30 protein-coding genes and 1 riboswitch are annotated in these 26,026 nt (G+C 33.1%); of the genes, 9 read left to right on the forward strand and 21 right to left on the reverse strand.

What is annotated here, in order from left to right; all coding sequences use genetic code 11:
- Positions 1-35: 35 nt before the first annotated feature.
- The 11 genes from VOI54_RS15155 to VOI54_RS15205 form a co-directional block, all read right to left on the reverse strand.
- Positions 36-596, reverse strand: coding sequence for a YceI family protein (locus tag VOI54_RS15155; RefSeq protein ID WP_326283874.1), 561 nt, complete (start codon positions 594-596; stop codon positions 36-38).
- Positions 574-933 (reverse strand): hypothetical protein, encoded by a 360-nt coding sequence (locus tag VOI54_RS15160; RefSeq protein ID WP_326283876.1) that lies wholly within the window; start codon positions 931-933, stop codon positions 574-576. Before VOI54_RS15160 ends, VOI54_RS15155 begins: the two co-directional genes overlap by 23 nt.
- Before the next feature lie 28 nt (positions 934-961).
- Entirely contained in the window at positions 962-1,810 is an 849-nt protein-coding gene (locus VOI54_RS15165; RefSeq protein ID WP_326283878.1) for a DUF5777 family beta-barrel protein, read from the reverse strand.
- Between the two features lie 9 nt (positions 1,811-1,819).
- Entirely contained in the window at positions 1,820-2,215 is a 396-nt protein-coding gene (locus VOI54_RS15170) for an OB-fold protein (protein ID WP_326283880.1), read from the reverse strand.
- A 192-nt stretch (positions 2,216-2,407) separates the two neighbouring features.
- On the reverse strand, positions 2,408-2,950 hold the full coding sequence (locus VOI54_RS15175; RefSeq protein ID WP_326283882.1) for an acyl-CoA thioesterase: 543 nt from the start codon (positions 2,948-2,950) through the stop codon (positions 2,408-2,410).
- Between the two features lie 22 nt (positions 2,951-2,972).
- Complete coding sequence (locus tag VOI54_RS15180; protein ID WP_326283884.1) at positions 2,973-3,320, reverse strand: 6-phosphogluconate dehydrogenase; 348 nt, start codon at positions 3,318-3,320, stop codon at positions 2,973-2,975.
- Between the two features lie 13 nt (positions 3,321-3,333).
- Positions 3,334-4,656 (reverse strand): DNA recombination protein RmuC, encoded by a 1,323-nt coding sequence (locus tag VOI54_RS15185; RefSeq protein WP_326283886.1) that lies wholly within the window; start codon positions 4,654-4,656, stop codon positions 3,334-3,336.
- 97 nt (positions 4,657-4,753) lie between these two features.
- Positions 4,754-5,548: an ABC transporter ATP-binding protein gene (locus tag VOI54_RS15190; protein WP_326283888.1), complete on the reverse strand. Its 795-nt coding sequence runs from the start codon at positions 5,546-5,548 to the stop codon at positions 4,754-4,756.
- A 14-nt stretch (positions 5,549-5,562) separates the two neighbouring features.
- Positions 5,563-6,354: an HNH endonuclease gene (locus tag VOI54_RS15195; RefSeq protein ID WP_326283890.1), complete on the reverse strand. Its 792-nt coding sequence runs from the start codon at positions 6,352-6,354 to the stop codon at positions 5,563-5,565.
- A gap of 17 nt (positions 6,355-6,371) precedes the next feature.
- Complete coding sequence (locus VOI54_RS15200) at positions 6,372-7,400, reverse strand: FecCD family ABC transporter permease (RefSeq protein ID WP_326283892.1); 1,029 nt, start codon at positions 7,398-7,400, stop codon at positions 6,372-6,374.
- Positions 7,401-8,543: an ABC transporter substrate-binding protein gene (locus tag VOI54_RS15205; RefSeq protein ID WP_326283894.1), complete on the reverse strand. Its 1,143-nt coding sequence runs from the start codon at positions 8,541-8,543 to the stop codon at positions 7,401-7,403.
- Between the two features lie 87 nt (positions 8,544-8,630).
- Here VOI54_RS15205 and VOI54_RS15210 point away from each other — a divergent pair, with 87 nt between their 5' ends.
- Positions 8,631-9,281, forward strand: a complete 651-nt coding sequence (locus VOI54_RS15210; protein WP_326283896.1) for a Dph6-related ATP pyrophosphatase — start codon at positions 8,631-8,633, stop codon at positions 9,279-9,281.
- Here the strand turns inward: VOI54_RS15210 and cobC are convergent.
- From cobC to VOI54_RS15230, 4 genes are all read right to left on the reverse strand, one after another.
- On the reverse strand, positions 9,271-9,837 hold the full coding sequence (gene cobC, locus VOI54_RS15215) for an alpha-ribazole phosphatase (RefSeq protein WP_326283897.1): 567 nt from the start codon (positions 9,835-9,837) through the stop codon (positions 9,271-9,273). The two genes, VOI54_RS15210 and cobC, sit on opposite strands and share 11 nt — an antisense overlap.
- Positions 9,822-10,583: an adenosylcobinamide-GDP ribazoletransferase gene (locus VOI54_RS15220; RefSeq protein ID WP_326283898.1), complete on the reverse strand. Its 762-nt coding sequence runs from the start codon at positions 10,581-10,583 to the stop codon at positions 9,822-9,824. The genes cobC and VOI54_RS15220 overlap by 16 nt, the downstream gene beginning before the upstream one ends.
- Positions 10,584-10,687: 104 nt before the next feature.
- Positions 10,688-11,704, reverse strand: coding sequence for a nicotinate-nucleotide--dimethylbenzimidazole phosphoribosyltransferase (cobT, locus tag VOI54_RS15225; protein WP_326283900.1), 1,017 nt, complete (start codon positions 11,702-11,704; stop codon positions 10,688-10,690).
- An 8-nt stretch (positions 11,705-11,712) separates the two neighbouring features.
- Entirely contained in the window at positions 11,713-12,216 is a 504-nt protein-coding gene (locus tag VOI54_RS15230) for a bifunctional adenosylcobinamide kinase/adenosylcobinamide-phosphate guanylyltransferase (RefSeq protein ID WP_326283902.1), read from the reverse strand.
- A 90-nt stretch (positions 12,217-12,306) separates the two neighbouring features.
- Positions 12,307-12,525, forward strand: a riboswitch (cobalamin riboswitch).
- Between the two features lie 68 nt (positions 12,526-12,593).
- Between VOI54_RS15230 and VOI54_RS15235 the strand changes: the two genes are divergently transcribed.
- Entirely contained in the window at positions 12,594-14,456 is a 1,863-nt protein-coding gene (locus VOI54_RS15235) for a TonB-dependent receptor plug domain-containing protein (RefSeq protein ID WP_326283904.1), read from the forward strand.
- Positions 14,457-14,516: 60 nt separating this feature from the next.
- On the opposite strand, the gene VOI54_RS15240 is transcribed toward VOI54_RS15235, so the two are convergent.
- The 3 genes from VOI54_RS15240 to VOI54_RS15250 are packed head-to-tail and all read right to left on the reverse strand — an operon-like array spanning position 14,517 to position 18,240.
- A complete protein-coding gene (locus tag VOI54_RS15240; RefSeq protein ID WP_326283906.1) occupies positions 14,517-15,230 on the reverse strand; it encodes a Dph6-related ATP pyrophosphatase in 714 nt (237 codons plus the stop codon).
- Positions 15,223-16,707 carry a GFO_1087 family putative carboxy terminal peptidase gene (locus VOI54_RS15245; RefSeq protein ID WP_326283908.1) on the reverse strand — a complete coding sequence of 495 codons (1,485 nt, stop codon included), beginning with the start codon at positions 16,705-16,707 and terminating at the stop codon, positions 15,223-15,225. Before VOI54_RS15245 ends, VOI54_RS15240 begins: the two co-directional genes overlap by 8 nt.
- A gap of 24 nt (positions 16,708-16,731) precedes the next feature.
- On the reverse strand, positions 16,732-18,240 hold the full coding sequence (locus tag VOI54_RS15250; protein WP_326283910.1) for a GFO_1087 family putative carboxy terminal peptidase: 1,509 nt from the start codon (positions 18,238-18,240) through the stop codon (positions 16,732-16,734).
- A gap of 145 nt (positions 18,241-18,385) precedes the next feature.
- Between VOI54_RS15250 and VOI54_RS15255 the strand changes: the two genes are divergently transcribed.
- Genes VOI54_RS15255 through VOI54_RS15270 form a run of 4 tightly spaced genes read left to right on the forward strand, consistent with a single transcriptional unit; the run spans position 18,386 to position 20,514 of the window.
- Positions 18,386-18,895 carry a GFO_1088 family ECF-type sigma factor gene (locus VOI54_RS15255; protein ID WP_326283912.1) on the forward strand — a complete coding sequence of 170 codons (510 nt, stop codon included), beginning with the start codon at positions 18,386-18,388 and terminating at the stop codon, positions 18,893-18,895.
- Positions 18,882-19,355 (forward strand): PG0215 family putative anti-sigma factor, encoded by a 474-nt coding sequence (locus tag VOI54_RS15260; RefSeq protein WP_326283914.1) that lies wholly within the window; start codon positions 18,882-18,884, stop codon positions 19,353-19,355. The genes VOI54_RS15255 and VOI54_RS15260 overlap by 14 nt, the downstream gene beginning before the upstream one ends.
- A 38-nt stretch (positions 19,356-19,393) precedes the next feature.
- Positions 19,394-19,957: a GFO_1090 family protein gene (locus VOI54_RS15265; protein ID WP_326283916.1), complete on the forward strand. Its 564-nt coding sequence runs from the start codon at positions 19,394-19,396 to the stop codon at positions 19,955-19,957.
- Between the two features lie 14 nt (positions 19,958-19,971).
- A complete protein-coding gene (locus VOI54_RS15270; RefSeq protein ID WP_326283918.1) occupies positions 19,972-20,514 on the forward strand; it encodes a GFO_1091 family lipoprotein in 543 nt (180 codons plus the stop codon).
- Positions 20,515-20,768: 254 nt separating this feature from the next.
- On the opposite strand, the gene purB is transcribed toward VOI54_RS15270, so the two are convergent.
- Positions 20,769-22,112, reverse strand: a complete 1,344-nt coding sequence (purB, locus tag VOI54_RS15275) for an adenylosuccinate lyase (RefSeq protein ID WP_326283920.1) — start codon at positions 22,110-22,112, stop codon at positions 20,769-20,771.
- Positions 22,113-22,193: 81 nt separating this feature from the next.
- Positions 22,194-22,760, reverse strand: coding sequence for an adenylosuccinate lyase (locus VOI54_RS15280; RefSeq protein ID WP_326283922.1), 567 nt, complete (start codon positions 22,758-22,760; stop codon positions 22,194-22,196).
- A gap of 37 nt (positions 22,761-22,797) precedes the next feature.
- Here VOI54_RS15280 and VOI54_RS15285 point away from each other — a divergent pair, with 37 nt between their 5' ends.
- Both VOI54_RS15285 and VOI54_RS15290 read left to right on the forward strand, forming a co-directional pair.
- The gene (locus VOI54_RS15285) at positions 22,798-23,271 is read left to right on the forward strand and encodes a heme-binding domain-containing protein (RefSeq protein ID WP_326283924.1); all 474 of its coding nucleotides are present in this window, start codon (positions 22,798-22,800) and stop codon (positions 23,269-23,271) included.
- Between the two features lie 39 nt (positions 23,272-23,310).
- On the forward strand, positions 23,311-24,537 hold the full coding sequence (locus VOI54_RS15290) for a glycosyltransferase (protein WP_326283926.1): 1,227 nt from the start codon (positions 23,311-23,313) through the stop codon (positions 24,535-24,537).
- A 4-nt stretch (positions 24,538-24,541) separates the two neighbouring features.
- On the opposite strand, the gene VOI54_RS15295 is transcribed toward VOI54_RS15290, so the two are convergent.
- Positions 24,542-25,219, reverse strand: coding sequence for an SIR2 family NAD-dependent protein deacylase (locus tag VOI54_RS15295; protein ID WP_326283928.1), 678 nt, complete (start codon positions 25,217-25,219; stop codon positions 24,542-24,544).
- Positions 25,220-25,361: 142 nt separating this feature from the next.
- Here VOI54_RS15295 and VOI54_RS15300 point away from each other — a divergent pair, with 142 nt between their 5' ends.
- Positions 25,362-26,021, forward strand: coding sequence for a TrmH family RNA methyltransferase (locus VOI54_RS15300; RefSeq protein ID WP_326283930.1), 660 nt, complete (start codon positions 25,362-25,364; stop codon positions 26,019-26,021).
- The last annotated feature ends 5 nt before the right edge of the window (positions 26,022-26,026 follow it).

Genomic DNA, 26,026 nt, shown 5'->3' on the forward strand with positions numbered 1-26,026 from the left:
ATGAGATTTTAAAAGCCGCTTTTAAGCGGCTTTTTTTATTTTTTTATCAAAGTAAAGTTAAATGAAACGTTAATATCCTGAGCAATTTTATTACTTACAATTTTTGGTATTTTGATATCAAAATCAGATGCTAATACTTTGAATTCTCCTGATAAAGAGATGGTGTCGTTACTTTTTTCTATTTTTATTAATAAATCTTTCAATGGTTTTGTTTTCCCATGAAAGTTTAGTTCACCATCCATTTTAAATTCGGATACTGTATGTAGCTTATTTAAAGAAAATGAAGTGATATTACCTTTAAATGTTGCTTTGGGATAAGAATCAGACTCGGCATAATTTTCATTAAAATGTTCTTCCATCAGTGCATTTTTAAAATGAAATCCTTTAACAAAAACTAAAGCTGCAAATTGACCATTGTCTGTATTTATAATAGCAGTTGCAGATTTATTTGCAGCCTTAACCTCTTCAAATGAGGGTACTGATGCTTCAAATGAAACATGACCGGTTTTTGTTAAGTATTTATTTTGGGATGTAAGGTTAAAGCCCCAAAATAAAAGGATTATAAAAAGCACATTAATTTTCGAGTAATCCATCATCTTTCCATTGTTCGATTTTTTGTCGCAATTCCAGTTCAATTTGACCGTCCGGAGGCATAGGGTTTGAAGAACTATTTACCCGTGCAATAATTCTATCCACTCTGCTACTTACTCCGGTAAACGTTGTTAATGAAAATGGAGCACCTTGTGAAGGGGGATTACCATGGCATCTTGTACAATTGTTACTCATAATACTACTAATATCATCATCATAAGTAACTTTATCCGTTGGATCCGGATCGGGGTCAGGAGGTGTAACATCATCAGGACTACTGCTCGAACAGCTAAAAAGGAATATCGAAATTCCAATCAGGTAAAATAAATGTTTAGTTTTCATAGCTTTATGTTTAGTTTAATTGAATCATTTAAAATCGTCTGCTCAGATTAAAACCGAAGAAAATATCTCCATTATCCCAACTGCCTGAAGCCTGGCCTAAAAAGGAATTGGTGTTCATACCTTCTGCATTGGTAAAATGCATTTGAAATACATGCCCGCCGGTTTCCAAATCTATGCCTATTGAAAGCGGGTTTTTAAAAGGCGAGTTACTTGCCCTATTAACATGCAGTCCGTAATCAGCATTTACAGACCAACGTTTAGTAAGTTTATAGCGTCCTCCAATACCAAGTGCAAATTGCGTGTTGTCTTGTTCGTTTATAATTACAAAATTGTCATGAAATAATGTTGGCGCAAGTTCTAAGGAAAGCTTAGTGCTTATTTTTCTGGATACTAATAATTGAGCAGTATACCCCAAGCGATGTTTAAATTCAAGAAGTGGGTAACTTGCCTTATCCAGTGCTGTATTGATTAAAATGGAATTAAAACCAACAATTGTAAACGGAGAAACATGTTTTTCCTGATTTATTATACGGTATTTTAGTGAGGCTTCGTATATTTTTTGAAATGAGCTTCTGGAAACACCTATATTAATTCCATTTCCAATTCCATAAACAAAGTTTAATCTTGTAACGGCATCATCTAATCCAAAAAAGGTATCAATTCCGTTTTTTAAGCTACCAAACCTATGGGAGACTATAAACGTGAATTCTTTTTTGGCAACGAGTTTAGTAGATTCAAAATTTACAATCTTTAAACCCTTAAAAGCAGCACCGACCTTGCTGTCAGGCAATGAGTCAGAATTAATTTCATTTAATAAATCCTCTTGAGAAAAGAGAAATAATGGAAATAAAAAAATAAAAATATATGTTGGTTTCATATTATATGTTTAATTATTTATGATTATACACTGATCTAGTTTGACCTCTTGTAATAAATCATCATATCCAATGCATCTGCCTTTAACCTTTGTGGAAGTGTTAATGATTATATTAGGAACAGGGTTTTGAAGTAAGCAAAATAATTTGTCATTTAATGTAAGACTATTTCCGTCAATGTGGGATATTATACCGGAAACCTCTATAACTTTATCTAAGTATTTTTTTTCAGATTCTGAGGTATTGCTTGAAAATTGTTGTATTAAAACGCCTGAAGTTAAAACAAATACGGGAGATTCTGTTTTTATATCCCTGTGCTCCTGATATATATACATAATCCCAACAATAGTAAGTAATATCAGGGTGATAAGAATAATTAGCCATAATTTATTCTTATTTCTTGCCATTTGTAATAGGGTGCTTGATAAAATATGTTCTTTATGGTCGTATTAATATTTTAAACCTTACAGTATAAAACAAAATATCTTACATTTAATATACCGGAATTACGTAAACATGATAGTTTTAAAATAAAAAAAAGACTTAGTGTCATTTTTGACTTAAGCCTTTTACGTTTTAAAGTGAAAAGACGCTTACTTTTATTTTGTAAGTTCAATCTTTGCGTTTTGTTTTTTTAGTATTTCCATATGTTCTTCGATTTTAAATTCTGAAGATTTAAATTTTGTAGATCTTTTTTTGGCCTGATCCTGTCTGGCAATACTTCGTGCAAAACGTCTTATACTTTGTTCTGAGTCTAAAATTAAACCGGGAACTGGCGCATTTCTTCCGTTCTCGTCTTTGGCTACCATGGTAAAATAGGAGGAATTACAGTGTTTTACTTTTCCGGTTTGTATATTTTCTGATTCAACTCTAAGGCCAATAACCATTGATGTTCTTCCTGTATAGTTAACAGATGCTTTTAGAGTTACCAATTCTCCAACTTCTATAGGGTTTAAAAAATCCACACGATTTACCGAAGCTGTTACACAATAATGGTTTGAATGTTTTGAAGCGCAGGCAAATGCAATTTGATCCATTAAATTTAAAATATGTCCGCCGTGTATTTTACCACTAAAATTTGAGTGTGACGGAAGCATGAGTTGTGTAATAGCAACCTGCGACTCTTTTGTGTGTTTATGCATGTGTTCTTAAAATTATTCGTTCTTATTCCTGATATTTTTCAACTTTAGTAATAAAGTATTTTGTATCCCCCAGCCAAAAGAGTGTTTTATAGCGTTCGTAGTAATGTAATTTTACAAACTGACCTTGAAATTTATTAAGGTCTTCTATAACTTGGGTTTCTTTATCTTCAACAGAGAAGATAAAAAACTGGGATTCTGAAACACCCTGACTAATTTCGCCTTCCAAAGTTTTGAAAAACACGCCTTTCCTGCTAAATTTAATGAGTTTTCCTGCTCTTACCCCTTCACTGTAATGTGCAAAATAAATAAAACAGAAATATCCGGCTAATACAAGAAAAATGCCAATACCTAGTTTAATAAGTATTTTCATAGTAATACTAATTTTAACTTTCATCCTCCTCGGCACGTCTAATAATGGATTCCGGGAGAGACTTTTTTGCTTTGGCTCCCATTTTCTTAAGTTTTTCAACACTGGTTATAAGGTTGCCCCTGCCATCAACCAACTTATTCATAGCAGATGAGTAATCATTTTTAGCAGCATCAATTTTTTTACCAACCCCGGTTAGGTCGGTAACCAACCCTTCAAATTTATCATAAAGCGCTCCTGCCTGCCTTGCTATTTCAATAGCATTACGCTGTTGTTTTTCATTATTCCACATACTGTCAATAGTACGTAAAGTAGCTAAAAGAGTGGAAGGTGTAACTATAACAATATTTTTTTCAAAAGCTTTGTTGTAAATAGAATTATCTTCATTGACTACTACTGCAAATGCTGGTTCTATGGGGATGAACATTAAAACAAAATCTGGAGATGCTATATCATATAAATCCTGATAGTTTTTCTCTGAGAGCTGATCAACATGCTTTTTTATAGAATTGACATGTGCTTTTAAATATGGTGCTTTATCTTCTTCATTAGCGTTTACCAACCGTTCATAATCTGTTAAAGATACCTTTGAGTCTATTATCATTTTCTTACCATCTGGTAAATGCAAAACAACATCAGGTAAAACTCTTGAACCATTATTCAGAGTAAAGCTTTGCTGAACAAAATATTCTCTGTCTTTTTCAAGGCCTGATTTTTCTAAAACACGTTCTAAAACTAATTCCCCCCAATTTCCCTGCATTTTGCTATCGCCTTTAAGCGCCCTGGCCAGGTTGGTGGCTTCTTTGGTCATTTGTTGGTTCAAATCTTTTAGTCCGAGTAGTTGTTCTTTTAAAGCAGAATGCATACTAATACTTTCTTTCTGTGAAGCTTCAACCTTCTTTTCAAACCCTTGTATTTTTTCTTGAAGCGGATTTAATATATTCTTGATATTCTCTTTGTTCTGTTCTGTGAACTTATTTGATTTCTCCTCCAAAATTTTGCTGGCCAAAAGTTCAAAATCTTTTCGTAATTGTTCCTGGCGTTCTTCTAACTCGGCTTCACGTTTTGTATTAAGCTGTTCAAGGTTTTCATATTCAGTACTTTTTTGAACGAGTTCTATATTCAGAGCTTCTCTTTCATCTCTTAATCTATCACGTTCATTTTCTATATTAGAAATAGAATTTTTTAATTCAGCTATGGTATTAGCTAATTGATTTTGACGCTCTTCTAAAGTACTTTTTTCACTTTTATTTTTTAATTTATTAATGAGCATGCCAAAGTACCCTCCAATACCTGTGGCTATTAAGATAGAGATAATAAGAATTATACTGTCATTCATTTAAAAAAAGAAATATATTCAAATATAATTTTTTTAGTTCGAACTTTAAACCGAGGTCATAGAAGATTTATATTTGGAAAGTTGTTTTTCTACATTCTTATTTTTTAACCCTAAAACTTCCGGTTTTCTCATCAAAAGCAATTAAATCTTTGGGAAATAAAGTATCAAAAGTACCTTTAGAAATCAAATGGCAAGGCTCATCTGAAACCACAGTATTATTTCCCATGACAATCATTTTATCACAAAGTTGGATGGCTAGATCTATTTCGTGTGATGAGAATAAAATGGTTTTATTGGTTTCTTTGGCTAGCTTTTGAAGTAGTTTTAAAATATATGCTTTGTGATACATGTCCAAATGCGTTGTAGGCTCGTCAAGAATGATCAAATCGGTATCTTGAGCCAAAGCGCGGGCAATCATTACTTTTTGAAGTTGACCATCACTTAATTCAAAACACTTTTTGTTTTTTAATGCTTCAATGTTTACTTGAGAAAGTGCCCGGTTTACTATTTCAATATCTGTTTTTGAAAAATTACCAATCCAATTGGTGTAAGGCTGTCTGCCTAATGCTACAAGTTCAAATACCGTCAGGTTTTTTGAAGATAAAGGTTCGGTTAGAACCAAGCTTAATACCTTAGCTAATTCTAGATTTGAATAGGCTTCCAGTATTTTGTTATTAATTGATATTTTTCCACTTAGCTTAGGTTGTACTTTTGTCAACGAACGTAGTAAAGTTGACTTTCCTATACCGTTGGCACCTACCAATCCGACAAGCTCACCTTTAAGAAGTTCAATATTAATATTAGAACCGATAACTCTGGTGTTCTTTTTTGAGGCATATCCAATGGATAAATCTTCTGTTTTAAGAACGATATGTTTGTTTTTTAAACTCACTGATTTGTTGAAGTCTATTCGATTAAAAGCGGTATTTTATGTTCTGTTCCATTAAGTTTGAAATGAATCATTTCTTGGGTATGCTCTAGAATTTCTCTTTTTCCATAATCAAATTCTTTATGATGATTAGGACAAAGTAATAGTATATTATCTAATGTTTCATGCCCCTTTTTATTTTTAGGTTTTATGTGTGCAGCTTCAATGTATAATGTTCCATCTTTTTTCTTAATTGATGTTGAACATATTTGACATTTAAACTTTCGTAAAAGTTTTATTTGTGCAATAGTTTTATTATTCCTTTTAAATGATTTACTGTTTATTGTTACTATTTCTGGATCAGTAGGTTTTAAACTTTTTAATTCTTTTATTATTTGTTTCCTGTTTTTTTCTTCTAAATTGAGAGCTTTTATAATTTCATTCTGTTCATAAATATCAATATCTTCAATGGATAACGAAGAATATTTAGTGTATATCTCTCTCATTTTATGCATTTTTACATTTTGGATATTTTCATAATATTCAATATGTGTCTGTAATGCAATTAAGGCATTGGAAAGACCATTTAAGCCATAATCTTTAAAGATATTATCAAAGAAATATTCCATTGAAAATGCATTCAAAGTTCTAGTAAACTTTTTGCCTTCAATTAGACATCTGAAGTTATTAATATAATCAGCAGCTGAATTTGAATTCATTTTGTTATCACCAACAATCAAACTTTTTGCCTCTTTAAGAGACAAACTATTTTCGTAGACTTTCTTTGAAAGTTGATAAGCTAGCGGTATTAGCTCTTTTGGGATTTTCATTTTTATATTTTTTCTAATTAAAACATCATTTTTCGTTTTCTTACCAATAACCAAATAACAACCGGTGCGCCTATTAATGAGGTAATAGCATTAATGGGTAAGGTATAGTCACTTGACGGAAGTTGGGCAATACTGTCACAAATCAGCATGATTATGGCACCAAATAAAAACACCGCAGGTAGTAAGATCTTATGGTTTGATGTACTAAATACCTGACGTGTAATATGGGGTATGGCAAGTCCTATAAATGCAATAGGTCCGGCAAAAGCAGTAATGGTTCCGGCCAATAAACTTGTTGATATTATTATTAGTAACCTGCTTTGTTTGATATTTAACCCTAAGCTTTTTGCATAATTTTCGCCTAACAACAAAGAATTTAAAGGTTTTATGGCTGTTAAGCTTAATAGAATACCCATCAGGTAAAGTATAAAAAGTATAAGCAATTCGTTCCATGATAAATTCCCCAGGCTTCCAAAGCCCCAAAAGAAATACTGTTGTAATTCTTCTGCGGAGCTGAAATAGGAAAGTACGTTTACAACTGCCGCAGAAATACTGCCAAACATAAGCCCTATGATCAAAATAGCCATGGCGTCTCTTACCTTTGTTGATACTATTAAAACGGTAAGAAGTACTAAAAAGCTCCCAAGAGTAGCAGCAATTACAAGGCTCCATTTTGAAGCTAAAATCCCTACTAATACACCCCCAAATAATGAAGCGCCCATAGTAACCATAGCAACACCTAAACTGGCCCCGGATGTTATACCGAGAACAAAAGGACCAGCCAATGGGTTTCTAAATAAGGTTTGCATCATGAGTCCTGAAATTCCTAAGCCGGAACCTACAATTATTGCCGTAAAAGCTTTAGGTAATCTGTAATCCACAATAATATGTTGCCATGAGGTATTATCAATTGTGCCAAATATACTGTTGAATATGACTTTATTTGGTATAGATATGGAACCTAAGCTAATATTGACAAAAAAACAGATAACCAGCAGTAGAGCCAGTAAAATAAATGAAATGGTATATCTATTAGAAAATTGCAATTATTCTAAACGTTTAAAAAAGAAGTTCTTATAATCAGTCAATAACCCCGGATGTGCTATATTAATGATATCTTTTAAAATAATATCTGGCCTTAACGGCCCTAATTCATAATAAAGCAAGCCACCTTCTGGTCCAACTTTATTAGTATAAGTATAGATTTGATTGGTTTTAAAAGCATCAAAGTAACTATAACCTTTATGTTGATTTGTCATTTGTGTTTTATTTTCAAAAGAGCCTGCACCAATCCATAATTCAGCTTTATGGGCTTTTTCCAATACATTTTCAAAATTTAATTGAAGGCTTCCGTTGGCTTTATTAGCTTTCCAAAGATAATCTGTATTGGCATCTTCTAAATATTTAGCAACAAAACTTTTTCCTCCGGGAACATTCCAGACATCTTTAAACATTGAGCCTGAAAATACTATAGGTCTTTCATTGACCTTTAGGGCCATTTGTTTAGCCTTTTGATAATTGGATTCAATAGTGTTAAAGATACTATCTGCTTTGTCTTGTTTGTCAAAAAAAGCAGCTATGAATTTTATCCACTCGGCACGACCCAAAGGGTGTTGTTCTGTCCATGCCCCGTCTAAAACAACCGGAATTCCAAATTTTTCTATCTGATTTAAAGTTTTGTCATTACCATTAACCGAAAAACCAATAACCAATTCAGGTTGCAAGTCAAGAAGTTGTTCCATGTTAATCTCTAAATCATTATTTAAATCTTTGATTTCACCTTTATCAATCCGAGCTCTCGTTTTTTTAGAGGAAATAAACTTTGTACTGGGAAACCCTACTAATTTAGTATCCACTTCCAGATATTCTAATGCAGGAATATTGGTGGTAGACATGGCAACAATCTTTTCGATAGGGAGTTGAATAATAATATCACTTTCAGTATTATACTTGGGGGGAGTTTGCCCTTTGTTCACCAAAAGATAACGATACACGTCCTGGCTTCCAGGCCAGGGAGAGGTCACTATAATTTCCTTATAGCCATCATAGTATTGTATTGAAAAGCCTTTAGCATATTTTATAGATTCCTGTTTGGTAATAGTTTCAGTTAAAGTAGAAGATTGATTTTTTTTCTCTTTACAGGAAATTAAAAAAAGCAGACTAAAAGAAAATACAATTATCTGGCGCATGTTATAAAATTGAATTCCAAAGGTCTTTATTTTTTTTGTAATACCGTATACTTAAGATTACTTTTGAGTAATAAAATTAAATTCGAAATGAGATTTATGTGTTCCTGGAGTGGAGGGAAAGATAGTTGTTACGCTTTATATAAAGCTATGCAGACAGGATATAAACCCACGGTACTTTTAAATGTAATGAATGAGTTTGGAGATAGATCAAGGTCACATGGTATTCCAAAGGAAGTATTACAGGCGCAAGCCGATGCCTTAAACCTTCCTATTCATTTTTTTAGCAGTACCTGGGCAGCCTATGAGGCTAATTACATAAAACATTTAAATCACCTTACAGGGCAATATCCTATTACGCATGCTGTTTTTGGAGATATAGATATTGAATCCCACAGGGTATGGGAAGAAAAGGTATCTCATGCAGCCAACCTTGAAGCTGTTTTACCATTATGGCAAGGTAACCGAAGACAACTGGTTTTAGAGATGATTGATGCCGGTATAGAAGCTATAATTGTGTCTTGCAATTCAGATCTGGGACCAGATTTTTTAGGAAAAACAATTAACGTAGAATTGGTGGAAATACTGGAAAACATGGGGATAGATGCCTGTGGTGAAAACGGGGAGTTCCATACCTTAGTAGTTAATGCGCCTTTTTTTAAGAATAGGGTTCAGGTAGAGATAAAAAATAAAGAGACATCAAGCAATTATCATTTTGCAAACTTGACTCTTAAAGATTGATTTCTGTAATAAGTTTTAGTTTCCCATTGGTCTTTTTAAGATGAAAAGCGTCACCATAATTCACTTTGATTTTGAACGAGTCTTTTAAGTGAATATTCATAATTGATGCTAAAATAACTCTAATGGGGCCTGCATGCGACACTATAATAAGATTTTGATTATTTGTAGAATGAATAATTTCTTCTAAATATGATGTTACTCTAGAAGCCAATTGCATATAGGATTCACCATTAGGAACTACAACGTTAACAAAATCTTCCATCCATGGGTTAATCTCATCTTCAGAGATATCATGCCATGCTCTTAATTCCCAATCTCCAAAATCTAGTTCTTTAAGTCGGTTATCAAAAACTACAGTTTTACTAAATGCTTTAGCCAAAAGAGCACATCGTTTTAGTGGACTTGAAAAAACCTGGTAATTCTTAAAATTTTGTAATTTACTTTTTACAGCATTAAATTCATCATTGTACGTGGATACTAAGTCCAAATCACTTTGCCCGTAGCAAACCCCTTTTTCTATATCAGGAGTGGTGTGTCTTATCAGATAAATTTCCATAATCCAATAACACTTAAATAAAAAACTACTTCAGTTAGTTGTTGAACCGCACCGGCACAATCTCCTGTTTGCCCTCCTAACCATTTTTTAAATTTAACAGCTAAATACATTTTGGATAAATAGCAGGGGATAAGTACTATAAATATAAAAACCGATTTAAATAAGAATAGAGGCGCTAAACCAAATAGCATACTTACCATAAGCATTGAAAGGGTCATATTTTTTGCAGCAGGTTTTGCCTTACTATCATTAGTATCTCTAACATAAGGGTGGGTGTAAATCAAAGTAGTTGCAATAAATCTACTCAAACTATGGCCTGAAATAAGAATCAGTGGAATGTAGTAATCAGGGACTTCTCTTAATGCCAGAAACTTAATAGACAGTATTAAAAATAAACCTGTAGCTCCATAAGTACCTAACCTAGAATCTTTCATAATGAGAAGTATCTTTTCTTTGGTCCAACCCCCGCCAAGGCCATCGCAAACATCTGCAAAACCGTCTTCATGAAAAGCGCCGGTAATATAAATAGTAGCTACCATGCTTAAGGCTATAGAGATTTCTGTTGAAAAAATAAAGGAGGCTCCATAAAAAACAATCGCTCCTATGCTTCCCACAAGTATACCAACCAGTGAAAAATATTTTGAGCTTTTTGTTAAATATTCAGCATCATGATTTACCCATTTTGGACAAGGAATTCTGGTAAAGAACATGATGGCAGTCAGAAATATTTGAAGTTCTTTTTTCATTTTAATCCAGTTGGTTGTTAGTTGTCAGGTAGTAGTGTTGCGTTTAGCTTTTTAGTATATAGATGTATTTATTTTAAACTTTCATAAATCATAACCCCATACAATTACTCTGTTTCTCCGCTTACCCCGGCACTTTCAAAACTTGCCATGTCATTTAAAAAACTAGTAGCCGCTGTTAGTAATGGTATGGCCAATGCAGCTCCTGTCCCTTCCCCTAAACGTAAGTCTAATGAAAGCAGGGGATTGGCATTTAAAAAGCTTAGCATTTTTTGATGTCCTTGTTCATTAGAATTATGAGCAAACACACAGTTGTCTAAAACACTTGAGTTAATAGCTTGAGCAGCCAAAAGAGCAGCAGTTACAATAAACCCGTCAATGACTATAATCATATTCAATTCAGCTGCTTTTAAAATGGCTCCGCATAGCATAGCAATTTCAAAACCGCCAAAAATGGCTAAAGCGTCTTGAGGAGTTTTAGGAGTATATTTTTCTTTGACATCCGAAAGGATTTGGCTTTTTTTACTAATACCTTCAGAATCTAACCCGGTACCTGAACCAACACAATCTGCAATAGGTGTTTTTGTAAAATGAGCCATAAGAAGTGCTGCCGATGAGGTATTACTAATTCCCATTTCACCAAAACCAATAGTGTTGCATCCCTGATTTTGGGCATCAATAACAATGCTGCCTCCTTTAGTTATTGCATTTTGGCATTGATCTAATGTCATTGCAGGCTCATCCTGATAGTTTTTTGTACCAAAATCAATTTTAGCATTTATGATATTTAAATTAGATTCAAAAGTATGGTTAACACCAGCATCAACAATCTTTAAATCAATAGCATTAACCTTACTAAATACATTAATGGCAGCGCCTCCATTAACAAAATTATAAACCATTTGTGCGGTTACTTCTTGCGGAAATGGATTGACCTCTCCCTTTTTGGCTATACCATGATCTCCTGCAAACACAACTATAGTTGGTTTAGATATTTTTGGTGTTTCTGTACCTTGAATACAGCCTATTTTAAAAGCAAGCTTTTCCAATTTACCCAAAGCTCCCAATGGTTTTGTTTTGGTATCAATTTTATGTTGAAGCGCTTTTTTTAATTCAATGTTCATTATTATCTTTATTTGAGAGTTAATGGGATTCCAGAGACCATCATGGTTGCTTTAGAAGCATGTTTGGCTATATGCTGATTCATCCAACCTTGAAGTTCTGTGAATTTTCTGCCCATTTTGGTTTGTGCATGAACGCCCATGCCTATTTCATTTGAGATGATAATAATTTGGGCTTCAATATTTAGTAGTTTGTTAAACTCTATTTTGGCTAATTCCAGGCTTTTTTCAACATCATAGTTTGTATCCATGTAGAAGTTGGTGAGCCATAAAGTGACACAGTCAATTACAACGACGTCATTAGTTTTAATTACAGAAGCCAGATTTTTTTCTTCTTCATTAGAAGTCCATCTTTCATCTCTGTCTGCTATATGACGATCTATACGTTTTCTATGGTCTTCATCCCAAATACGTGAAGTGGCTACATATTTAGGCGATTGAGAAAACGATAAGGCTAAATTTTGTGCATAACTACTTTTACCGGAGCGTTCCCCTCCTGTGATATAATAAATCATAAGCTGATTTGTACTAAATTGAAGCACAAAGATTGTTCTTTTTTTGAGAAATAACCCAATAAAATAGTTTTGATTATAAAAATAGGTAGTACATTTGCAGCGAATTTTGGTTCTATGCAATTTTAATAATTGAAATGGATTAAAAGGGAATCAAGTGAAAAGATTATAGTTAATCTTCATTCTTGAACTGTTCCCGCAACTGTAAGCTATAAAGCTTCATGTTCAACTTCTAGTCACTGAAGAGATATGCTTTGGGAAGACCAACATGAAGACGCAAGTCAGGAGACCTGCCAAATTCAAAAACAAATAAGTTAAACTTTCGGGATAAAAGTTTGAGTATGTTAATCCATACAATTCTCGAGTAATTAGTCATTAAAATGAACAAAAAAACGTATGTTTTTGGTGCTCTGTGTTTAGGGGTATCTCTGATTGGATTTGCGCAACAGGCAGTAGATTCAACAAAAGTAGAACAACTTGAAGAGGTTGTTGTTACAGATTCACGTTTTAAATTGAAACGTGAAAATTCAGGAAAAACGGTTATTAAAATTTCTCAGCAAGAGATTGAAAGAAACCAGGGAAGAACGGTTGCAGAGTTAATTAATGCCCAGTCGGGTATTGAAATTAATGGTAGCAGAAGTAGCCTTGGTCAAAATATAGGTACTTATGTGCGTGGAGGACGAAACCGTCAAGTACTTGTTATGATTGATGGTGTACAAACTTCAGATCCTACTCAGCTTAATGGTGAATATGATTTAAGGTTATTGAACTTAAGTATGATAGAGTCTATCGAAATCATTAAAGGAGCAGCAAGTACTTTATATGGTAGTGGTGCAGCCACAGCGGTTATAAACATAACCACAAAAAAAGCCAGTTCAAATAAGGTAAGTGGCGTATTTGCTTCAAGTATAGGAACTAATCAGTCTCAAAAAGATCAAAATTATAATTTGGCCGATTTTAATAATAGCGTTGCTTTGGGAGGCACCTTAAACAAGTTCACATATCGTACAGCTTTTAGTCAGCAATTTGCTGATGGTATGTCGGCAGTTATTACAGACACTAATGAGAAAGATGCTTTTTCAAAGTATGGTGTTGATGTCAATTTGGGTTATAAATTTAACCATGCCTTTTCATTCAATGTATTTGGTAATATTACAGATATCAAATCGGATATTGATGGGTATGATGCAAATTTCAGCTTAACGGATACTGATGACAGGTTTACTAACAAACAATCAAGAGTAGGTTTGTCCTCTGAGTTTAAGTATACAAATGGGAGTATACATTTAAATGCGGCTTATTCAGAATATGAAAGAGAATTTATATCCGGTTCTACCACATTATTTGAATCTAAAAATTATGTATTAGATGCTTATAATAAATATGTTTTTAATAAGACCTTTTATGCTATAATTGGTATAAACACTATTGAAAACAAAGGGGTGTTTAGTGAAGAGAAAAGGTTTAACATTATTGACCCCTATGCCAATTTTGTATATGTGTCTGATTTTGGTTTAAACGTTAATGCTGGAGCAAGAATGAATAATCATAGTGAATATGGTTCTCATTTCACGTATAATTTGAACCCCTCTTATGTCATGAAATATGATAATGGATCTTATAGTAAATTGTTTGGGTCTTATAGTACATCATATATAGCTCCCACTTTGTCTCAGTTATTTGGTTTTTACGGACCAAACCCAGATTTAAAACCTGAAGAGAATAAGACTATTGAAGGCGGTGTGGAATATAAAGTGTCTGATAAGTTAAGAGTTAGTGGATTGTACTTTAACAGAGAGGAAAAAAACTTTGTTATTTATGATTTTACCCTTGGTTACCTTAATGCAGCAGATTTGGTAAGAACTCAAGGCGTAGAGGTTGAGGTGAATACGAATCCGGTTAAAGGTTTAAATATAACAGCTAATTACACATTTGTAGAAAACAAAGATGATGCGCCTGTAAGAATTCCAAAGCATAAGGGGAATTTATTGTTAGGGTATGACTTTTCTCAAAAAACGTTTGCGTCTTTGGCATACCAACATACAGGAAAACGATTAGATAATGGAAATGTAACCCTTGATAGCTTTAACCTTTTCAATCTTTATGTAAGTCATACGGCGATGCATAATAAAATTAAATTTTTTGCCGGTATTGATAATCTTTTGAATGAAGATTATTTGGAGATCGCACAGTATACAACCAGAGGCCGGAATGCACGAGTAGGTTTTCAGTTAACACTTTAAAGGCAATGATTTTCTGCCACTTAACCACTTTATTAGATGCCACTTTTTTAGTGGCATTTTTTATGGAATCAAATCACAATACCAAACGCCATATGCATTATCAGAACATACCGAGTCATCAGTGTTTGGGTGGTTATATTCTCTATAAACTTTCTCTCCAATACTAAATTCAATAGGCAATTTAAATATAGGGCCATCAAAGCAGAAAGTATGGAACTCCCCATTTTCACCACAGGGGTCAACGCCGTCCGGTAAATTATCAATAAAATTTTCATCTATTATTGAGCCCACAAAATCTTTTCCAAAGTATTTGGAATTGGCACAAACAATTATGGTTTTAAATCCTAATTCTAAAAACTCCCGGAGTAATGCTTTGGTATCTTTTTTCCAAATGGGAAATACTGCTTTTAAGTCTTGTTTTGCAAGTTGTTCTTCACGATAAATACGTAAATCTTCTAAAAAAATATCTCCAAAGGCACTGTGTGTGAATCCATCCTTCTTTAATCTGGTAACTGTTTCAAGCATTTTTTGCTCATAAACTGCCATACTGGGCATTTCTGGCAATTCAATTAAGCTGGATGTTATTCCTAAAGCCTTGGTTTGGGCAACTAAGAGTTCTTTTCTTAGCCCATGCATAGATACACGATTGTAGTGGCTATTTACAGTGGTAATTAATTCATCTACAGTGTAATTGTTATCTTGTTGTAAATAATATAGGGCTAAAGCCGAATCCTTTCCTGTACTCCAGTTGAAGTAGGTTTTGTATTTACTCAAATGAATTTATGTTTAATACATTAAGAGGAAGCTCTTTATCTTGATACATACCAATTTCAAAATCATCAAAGTCTTCACTGCCATTTGTGATTTCAAGATAATCAGGTTTATGTAAAAAAGATTTAGACGTACCGTCTATGTGTGAAATTGCTGCAGCTAAAAGCGGTTCATTTACATCTCCCAAAATACCAAGATTGTTCACTTTTTCACCAACCACTATATTGGGACTAAGCCCTTCAAAATAATCCGTTTCACCATTAACATTTAATGATTTAAAAATTAGTGGTTGCATGGCGTAGGTGTGACTTGGATTGACACCATCGCGTCTAAAATCAGGAGAGTCATATAGTGTAGTTGATGCCTGGTACTTTCCAGCCGTAGTTGTTCCTATTTGAATCACCTCAATATAAGGCCTTAGAGAGTTTATTACCAGCTCACTGGCAGATGCACTTCTACCTGTTGTTAAAATATAAGCTTTAGATAAATTTAAACTGTTTAATGGAGCACCATCATTGTTATTTACAAACCTGTTGATAAGCAATTCAGGGTCTTCATTTTCTAAGGCTTCCTGAAATTCATCATTCCATTCTTCGGTGCTAAAGATTTCTCCGGTAAACTGGCCTGTTATCAAACCGGCTAAAAGAATGGCCGTTTTTACCGACCCTCCGGGGTTGTATCTTAAGTCCAATACCAATTCATTTGCTCCTGCATTTTTAAATGTTCCAAAAGCACTATTAAGTTCTGAGTTAAATTGATCAGTTCCGGTAAAACCGTTGTACATTAAATAGGCAATTTTTTTTCCGCTAACAGATAAAACGTCATTAACTAAAATAGGATTTTTAGTATACTGAGCCTTAGTTAAGGAAATGCTCTGAGTGGTTGGTTCAACAAAATCATCATCTGTATCAGGCGTACCATTATCGTTATAAGTACCAATATTAATTGTGTAATTATTTTGATTAACGAGCTGCGATACATTACTGCTTGTCAGTTGTGTTCCATCAATGCCATAAAAGATATCGCCTCGTTTTACTCCATTTGCTTCAGCACTGGTATTGGGAAGCACATGAGTAACAACCCCATAACGGTCACTGCCAGATGAAGCAAACCTGAATAGTTGAAACTCCATACCATTACTTACTGATATACCTTTAAAAAATTCTTCCAGAGCAATATAATCATCAACTATCCAGCTGAATCTATCTACAGCCTTTCTTTTGTATATAAGATTTTCAAATAGCTCTTCAGGGGAACTGAAACTATTTAAATAATCTGTGTATTCATTGCTGCTATTAGAAAACCGGTCGTTAGCCAGGTCAGGAACATCATCTTTATATAAATAAAAACGATTCATACCTCTCCATACAAAGTCATTTATTTGCTCAGTAGTAATTGGGGTATCGTCATTATCTTCAAAACAACCAATAGCAGAAAAGGAAATTAAAACAAGTAAAACTATTTGGGGTATACGTTTCATTTTCTAGGTTATAAGCTAATTATTTTATTCCATTGTTTTTAACTCAAAAAACATACCTTTCCCTAGAGGTGTGAAGTCTTTAGAATCGGTAATAGGTTCTATATCTATACCTTTTACAGACTTAGATATTTCTCCAAATTTTGTGGTTCCTCCTGTAATAAGGGATAATGCTTTAGCTAAAAAGGGTTCGTTCATATCTCCTAAAACACCCAAATTAACGATATTTTCTCCTTGTGCTATAGATCCTGAACTAGTTTGATAGGTAATAATGTGATTTGGTACTAAACCGTCATAATAATCAGATACACCATTTACATTTGTAAGCTTTACAGTTAATGGTTGTATAGCATATGAATGATTCGGATTGACATTGTCTTTAGTGAAATTAGGAGAGTCATACAAAGTGAAAGAACCATGAAATTTCCCTGTTGTATTAGTGCCAATATGCACCACTTCTATGTAAGGAGTAAGGCAATTGATTATTAACTCACTAGCAGAAGCTGAGGCACTAGTAGTAAGCACATAAACTTTATTTAGATTAAGGTTTGTTAATGATGAACCATCAGTTAATGTATTTCTAAACTTATCAACTAAAAAATCCGGCCTATTGACTTCGTAATATTCTTGAATTCTAGAATTATACTCATTCTTATAAAATATTTGCCCTTCAAATTGACCAGTTATCATACCAGCTAATGATACAGCTGTGGCAACAGATCCACCTGGGTTATATCTTAAATCTAAAACCAATTCTGAAACCCCTTCAGCTTTCAATTGAGTAAAGGCGTCATTTAATCCGGTTTCAAAATTCCTAATGAATTGATTATACATTAAATACCCTACTTTAACTCCGTTAGTTTCAATAACGTTATTTATATGTATGGGGCTTTCAGTAAAATCTGTTTTTGTAAGGGCTACGGTTTTCCCGTTAGAAGCAATAGTACTATTTGTTATGGATGCCATGCCTAGAGTATATGAATCATTAGCGCCAAACAAAAGATCAGTATAATTATTGATAGTTAATTGTTGACTATCAACGGTTAAGAAGAAATCACCTCTTTTTATATCTTTTGAGGCAGCATCTGAGTTGTTAGCTACATATCTTACGTATCCAAAAATATCATCAGACCCACTGAGTCTTACCAGTCTAAAATCCAGACCATTGGTTTTTGATGTGCCCTGAAAAGAGTTTTCAAGTTCAACATAATCATCTACTAAAAAACTAAATTTATCTACTTCATCTTTTTTATACAGCAAAGCATCAAATATATCCTCAGGAGCATTATAGGAGTTTAAGAAAGTATAGAATTCATCTTGAGTAGAAAATTTATCATCTGCTAAATTTGGAACATCATCTTGCCATAAATAATAAAAGTTAAGCCCTGACCAAACAAAGTCATTAACCTCGTTTTCAAGGGTAACCGGTACGTTTGGTTCTTCTACATTGGTATCATCATTATTGCTACAACTGGTGTATAAGGATAAAAATAGTATATAAACAAACAGGAATGAGATGGTTTTTAAATTCTTCATAGGGTCTTATTTTTATAAGTAGTCTGTTAAACCGTAAATTTACTTACATTATTGTGTAATAAAAAATTTTTGTAACAAAAGAGATAATCGTTCGTCGTAATTTCAAATAGCAATAATTAAGCCATTTTTAACCAAACCAAAAGTAATGACTCAAATAGAGTTTTTGAATATTGTAACACCTTTTAAAGATAAAGTGTTTCGTTTAGCAAAACGATTGTTGGTATCTACAGAAGAAGCTGAAGACGCCACACAAGAAGTCCTTATAAAGCTGTGGAATAATAAGGCTAAAATTCAGGAGTATAAAAACGTTGAGGCGTTTTCAATGACTATGACTAAGAATTATTGTTTTGATAAATTAAAGTCTAAGCAGGCCCAAAATTTAAAAATTGTTCATAGTAATTATGAAGACAAGCAAACGGCTTTACAAAAACAGGTTGAATTAAATGATAGTGTTAACTGGGTAGAACGCATCATTGAAGATTTACCAGAACAACAAAGAATGATTATTCAACTAAGAGATATAGAAGAATATGATTTTGATGAGATAGCAAAAATGTTGGACATGAACAATACGGCAGTACGTGTTGCCTTATCAAGAGCAAGAAAGACAATAAGAGAAAAATTAACTAATACACATAATTATGGTATTAAATAATATAGAAAAGTTACTTGAAAAGTACGAGAACGGTGAAACTACATTGAAAGAAGAGCAAGTGTTGAAAAACTATTTTTCCAGCGATACTATAGCTCCACATTTAGAAGTGTATAAACCCTTGTTTGCGTATTTTTTGGGAAACCGTCAAGAACAATTTACTAAAGACGTTCCATTAAAAACTAAGCGAAATTTTAATTACAAATGGATTTCTGTCGCAGCAGTAGCAGTTCTTATGTTAGGATTTTATTTTAGTACCTCGCCTACTAAAAGTGAATTAGGTACTTATGAAGATCCGCAATTAGCTTTTAATGAATTTTCAAAATCTATGGAATTGATTTCTCAAAAATTCAATAAAGGCACTTCAACCGTTGGATATTTAAATGAGGTAAACAAAGGTACTTCAACCTTAGGGTATCTTAATGAGATTGAAAACACAACAAGTATAATTTTTAAAAACTAAAAACAATGAATATTTTAAATAAATTAAATAGCAAATCAATGAAGAATAGATTAATAGTATTGGTAATGGCCATTATGTTGTTACCGTTTACAGGAATGGCTCAAAAAGATATTTTTGAAAAATATAATGATAATGCCGATGTTACTTATGTTTCCATTAAACCAAAAATGTTTCAAATGATAGCAAAAATGGGGATTAATGTTGATGATGAAGAGGCACAGGCTTATATGGACATGATTAAGAGTATTACTAGCTTTAAAACTATTGTAACAGATAATAAGTCCATATCTTCAGATATTTCAAAATGGGTGTCTTCCCGTTCAAGTTCTTTAGAAGAGTTAATGCAGGTTAAAGATGATGGTACCGATGTGAAGTTTTATGTGAAAGAAGGTAAAGATGCTGATCATGTAAAGGAACTTTTAATATTTGTAAACGGTGTTGACAAGGCTATGAAAGGAAAAGGCGTTGAAATTAATGGAGAAAACAGAAAGATTGAAACCGTAGTTGTTTCTCTTACAGGAAACATTGACTTAAATGAGATTTCTAAACTTACCGATAAGATGAATATCCCAGGCGGTAAACACCTTGAAAAGAATAAATAAACCAGACATCAATCATGCAACGAACAATCAAATATTTTCTATTATCATTATTTACCACAGTTATATTAGTTAGCTGTGGTAATGGTGAAAGTTTACAACGTTATTATGTAGATCATCAGGAAGCTAAAAACTTTATTTCCCAGGATTTACCTTTATCTATGATAGAGATTGATAAATCTCAGTTTACAGAAGCACAGAAAGAGGCCTATGAATCTGTAAATAAATTGAATTTTTTGGGATATAAAGTAAATGATAATAATGTTGAAGAGTATAATGCTGAATTAGCAAAAGTTAAAACTATTTTAAGTAATAGTAAATATAATGACCTGATGCAATTTAGTGACAGAGGAAACAAAATCAGTGTTAAATATATTGGAACTGATGATGAAGCCGATGAGGTCATTCTTTTTGGAAGCTCAAAAGAAACAGGGTTTGGTGTTGTTAGGGTGTTAGGTAATGATATGAGCCCTGACAAAATGGTAACTTTAATAGAAGTTTTGCAAAAAGCAAATATCCAAAGCGATCAAATAGAAAATGTGATGAATTTCTTTAAGTAATTAGAGCATGATGTTAATATCAAAAAAAGCTTCCCATTGGGAAGCTTTTTTTATTTATCATTTTGTTCGTATGGCTTTTCTTTAGGCTTAGGCTTCAGACTAAAAATATTAATCACAATAGTGAAAAATATAATGGTCAGTATAGTTAAAACAACAAAGTTCTCCAGAATATTTAATATTCCAAATATAAAAATACCAGCAACCATAAAGCCGCTTAATATTAATATCTGTTTGTCGTTTAACATAAAATAAATCTAAATCCCGGTATAATTACTAGGAGTAATACGTTTTAATTCGTCTTTTATTGTGTTAGAAACCTCTAAGGTATCAATAAAATTAGAAATAGAGTCCTGATTTATTTTAGAATTGGTTCTGGTCAACCCTTTTAAAGCTTCATAAGGATTAGGATAACCTTCACGTCTTAATATGGTTTGAATGGCTTCAGCAACTACAGCCCAATTATTTTCCAGGTCTTCAGCAAACTTACTTTCATTCAATAATAATTTGTTCAATCCTTTTAAAGTAGATTTAAAACCAATTATAGTATGGCCAAAAGGTACACCAACATTTCGTAAAACAGTACTATCTGTTAGATCGCGTTGTAATCTGGAGATAGGTAATTTTGCAGAAAGGTGTTCAAAAACAGCGTTGGCAATTCCTAAATTCCCTTCAGAGTTTTCAAAATCTATAGGATTAACTTTATGTGGCATTGCAGAACTACCCACTTCTCCGGCTTTGATTTTTTGCTTAAAATAATCCATAGACACATAGGTCCAGATATCTCTGTCTAAATCAATAATTATGGTGTTGATACGTTTTAAAGTATCAAACAATGCAGCCATGTGGTCATAATGCTCAATTTGTGTAGTTGGGAACGAATGGTATAAACCTAATTTTTCCTGAACAAATTGTCCGCCGAAAGCTTTCCAGTCTATATTAGGGTAAGCCACATGATGTGCATTAAAATTACCGGTAGCTCCACCAAATTTAGCAGCACTTGGTATATCATTCAATAAATTAAACTGTTCTTCAAGACGGGTTACAAAAACTTCAATTTCTTTACCAAGCCTTGTAGGAGAGGCCGGCTGACCATGAGTTCTTGCAAGCATTGAAATAGCTGCCCAGTCTTTAGATAACGCTTTTAATTTATTTAGGAGTACTAAATATTCAGGAACATAAACGTCATTCATAGCGTCCTTAATACTTAAAGGTATGGCTGTATTATTTATGTCTTGAGAGGTTAATCCAAAATGAATAAACTCTTTGTATTCAGATAATCCTAAAGCATCAAATTTTTCCTTTATAAAGTATTCAACGGCCTTTACATCATGATTTGTTACAGATTCAATGTTTTTTATGGCCTGGGCATCCTCAGTAGAAAAATCTTTATAGATGGCTCTTAAGTTATCAAAAATAGTGCTGTCAACAGATTCAAGCTGTGGTAACGGGATTTCGCATAGTGCAATAAAATACTCTATTTCTACTAAAACACGATATTTTATTAAGGCTTCTTCCGAAAAATAAGGAGCTAATTCACTGGCTTTACTTCTATAACGTCCATCAATTGGCGAGATGGCATTTAATGCTGATAATGACATATTTTATGTAAATTTTTTGAAAATGCAAAGATAGTTTTTTCGTCTGAAGGCAGAGGAAAGAAAGGATAAGTTTTTTGCAACTTATTTTTTCTTTATGTTCTTTAAAATATGTCTGGCTCTTGCTTTAAACCCTGAGCTTTGCATTTGAAAATCACGTTCTAAAATAAGTGCTAATTCCGGGTGGATCCAATCAAAATCCTGCCCAAATAAGAACAAAGTATGCATTGAATAGGCTTTAGGCGCTATTTTTTCATCATTGATCATGTAGTCAAAGCAGGTTTCAATGATACGCTCTTTATGCATATGGGTTAACGCTTTTTGTATGGTATTTTTAGTTTTTGAATAATAGGCTTTGGCTAAAAGCTCACAAATTTTGGCAACTGGCCTGACCGCAGAATCTAAATGTACTTTATGCATGTGTTTAGTAAATATATCTAAATAGGGAACAATACTTTCAATATTATTACTGCACATAAATTCAAAAACCCAGGTGGCACGTGGTGATGCTTTATCATCAACTCTGAAAAGAATTTCTAAAAGTTTAGGAACTAAATTTGGATTATTTGCAATTAAGTTAGCGTAGTATAAACGCTTTTCACGTGAATGATTTACGTTGCTTAATTCTTTATAGAGTGTCTCTGTAGTCAAATGAATTTTAGTATTTTTAGAATCTAAAATTACTAAAATGAAGATAATAAAAAAGATACTTTGGTTTATATTACTAGTATTTTTGATCGCTCAATTTTTTAGACCTGATAAAAATGCGGGAGATTTAGCTTCTATAGAACCGTTTTTAAGTGAGACTAACCCACCTGAAGATGTCAAAAGAATTTTAAAGGAAACTTGCTATGATTGTCATAGTGATGTAACCAGATACCCATGGTATAATACTATAACACCAGTAAATTATTGGTTGTCCGGTCATATTAAACATGGAAAAGAGCATTTTAATGTGTCTAACTGGAAAGGCAATTCTATAAAAAGAAAAGATCATAAATTTGAAGAACTCATTGAAATGGTTGAAGAAAAAAGCATGCCCTTGAAGTCTTATACCTGGACACATGCTGAAGCAAACTTGACCGAAAGTCAAATTAAAGCTGTTATAGATTGGGCTAATTTGGTTAGACTAAAATATGGCTTGCAACCAAAGCCTGAATAAGAAACTACATTTGTATTTATAATAATTATTATCTGGTTTGTGGCAAAAAAGAAAGTATTAATTATTGGTTACGTATGGCCGGAACCTAAAAGTTCTGCAGCCGGAAGCAGGATGCTACAATTGATTGAAGCCTTTCAATCTGAAGGTAGTGAAATTACTTTTGCCAGTCCATGTGCTAAAAGTGATAATGCTTTTAATTTGAACCACATTGGGGTTTCTCAAAAAGCTATAGCATTAAATGATTCTGATTTTGATGTTTTTGTTCAAAAACTAAACCCTGATATTGTGATGTTTGATCGTTTTATGATGGAAGAACAATTTGGATGGCGTATAGCTGAGCATTGCCCCACCGCTATTAGAATTTTAGATACAGAGGATTTACATTGTTTACGTAAAGGAAGACATCAGGCTTTTAAAAATCAGAAGGCTTTTGATAAAACCTATTTGTTCAGTACTATAGCTAAACGTGAAATAGCAAGTATATACAGATGTGATTTAAGTTTGATCATATCTGAAGCAGAAATGGAGGTTCTTACAGATCAGTTTAAGGTTGACAAATCACTTTTATTGTATTTGCCATTTATGTTAGAAGGAATTTCTAATAATGTTATACAGTTTGAAGAACGTCAACATTTTATAAGTATTGGTAATTTTTTACACGCCCCTAATTATAATGCGGTATTATATCTAAAGGAAGTTATTTGGCCTCTAATTAGAAAGCAACTGCCTAAAGTAGAATTACATATTTATGGGGCTTATACATCTCAAAAAGTAAATCAGTTACATAATGAAAAGGAAGGGTTTCTGGTTAAAGGATTTGCAGATGATGTTAACCAAGTGATGCAACAAGCCAAAGTTTGCTTGGCCCCGATACGTTTTGGTGCCGGATTAAAAGGTAAGCTGATTGATGCTATGCAGAATGGAACACCTTGTGTAACAACATCTATTGGAGCTGAGGGAATGTATGGAAATTTACCGGCTAATGGTTTTATTGAAGATAAACCTAAGAACTTAGCAGAAAAGGCAGTGCAATTATATCAAGATGAAAAGCTATGGAATACATTTCAACAAAATGGGTTTCATATTATAAATAGTCGTTTTAATGAAAAAGGACATCAGGAAAAGCTTTTAAAAAGTGTTCAATATATTAAGGAACAGCTCCACGATATACGATTAAACAATTTTACCGGGCAAATGTTACAACATCATACAATGCAAAGTACAAAGTATATGAGTAAATGGATAGAGGCGAAAAATAAAGATTGAAAAGTTATTTATGTAACAACCCAATCAACTGTTTTACACCAATAGTAGCAGGCTCAGTAATAACTGTCAAATGCGGTTTTTTAGATACTTGTGGATTGGGGTCAATAAAATAAATAGGCGTATCTTCAGGAACATAGTGCATTAATCCGGCTGCGGGATATACTTGCATGGATGTACCTATAATAACCAAAATATCTGCTGTTTCACAAATACTTACAGCTTTTTCAATCATAGGGACATCTTCTCCAAACCAAACAATATGGGGCCTTAATTGCGCTCCTTTTTTACAGGTATCTCCTAAAACTAAATCCGTTTTCCATTCTTGGATATCGCTTTCATCTGTCGTGCTTCTTACTTTTAGCAATTCTCCGTGTAAATGAATCACATTTGTACTTCCCGCTCTTTCATGTAAATCATCCACATTTTGTGTGACAATAGTTACTTTAAAATCGTTTTCCAATTTAGTTAAAGCATAATGTGCTTGGTTGGGCATAACTTCAAAAAGTTGTTTTCGTCTTTGGTTATAAAAATCTAAAACAAGTTCAGGGTTTGCAGCAAAACCTTGAGGAGTAGCCACCTCCATAACATCATGACCTTCCCATAAGCCATCAGCATCTCTAAAGGTTTTAATGCCACTTTCAGCACTTATGCCTGCTCCTGTAAGTACTACAATGTGTTTCATGTAATAAAGATACTAACTTTATGTCATTGCAAGGAGATACGATGTGGCAATCTGTTTCAATTTATATTCAATTTAAAAAAAGATTACTTTGTCATTTGTACTTTATTTCTCGCAATGACAAAAACTTTCTTAATTTTGAAATATGATCGATCTAAAACTTCTTGAACACCTAGAAACTTATCTTACAGAACAACGTAAAAATAAGTTTGCTAAAGTATTATCACAGCGCACCAAACATTTTACGGTAGCCACAGAAGATGTTTATCAGCTGCATAATACCAGTGCAGTAATAAGGAGTTGTGACGTATTTGGAATCCAGGAAATAAATATTGTTGAAGAACAAAACACCAAGCGTATTGACAGAGAAATAGCTATGGGTGCACAAAAATGGGTGGATTTAAACCGTTATCATACGGTAAAAGGCTGCATTACGGATTTAAAACAAAAAGGTTACCAGATCGTTGCTACCACACCACATACCAATGATTGTGAATTACATGACTTTGATGTGACCAAAAAATCCTGTTTTTTCTTTGGAAGGGAAACAGAAGGCCTGTCTGAAGAGGTTTTAAATTCAGCCGACAGTTTTTTAAAAATCCCGATGTGTGGTTTTACCGAAAGTTTAAATATTTCTGTTTCGGCAGCTATCATATTACAACATGTAACTACAAAGTTGAAACAAACTAATGTGTTGTGGCAACTCTCTGAAAAAGAGGTGAATGCAAAGCGTTTAGATTGGTGTAAAAAAACAATTAAGAGCTATGATGAGATTGTAGAACGGTTTTATGAAGGAAAAAAATAATTATA

It is taken from the genome of Alterotamlana spongicola (assembly GCF_035818475.1).
In the GTDB taxonomy this organism is placed as follows: domain Bacteria; phylum Bacteroidota; class Bacteroidia; order Flavobacteriales; family Flavobacteriaceae; genus Cognatitamlana.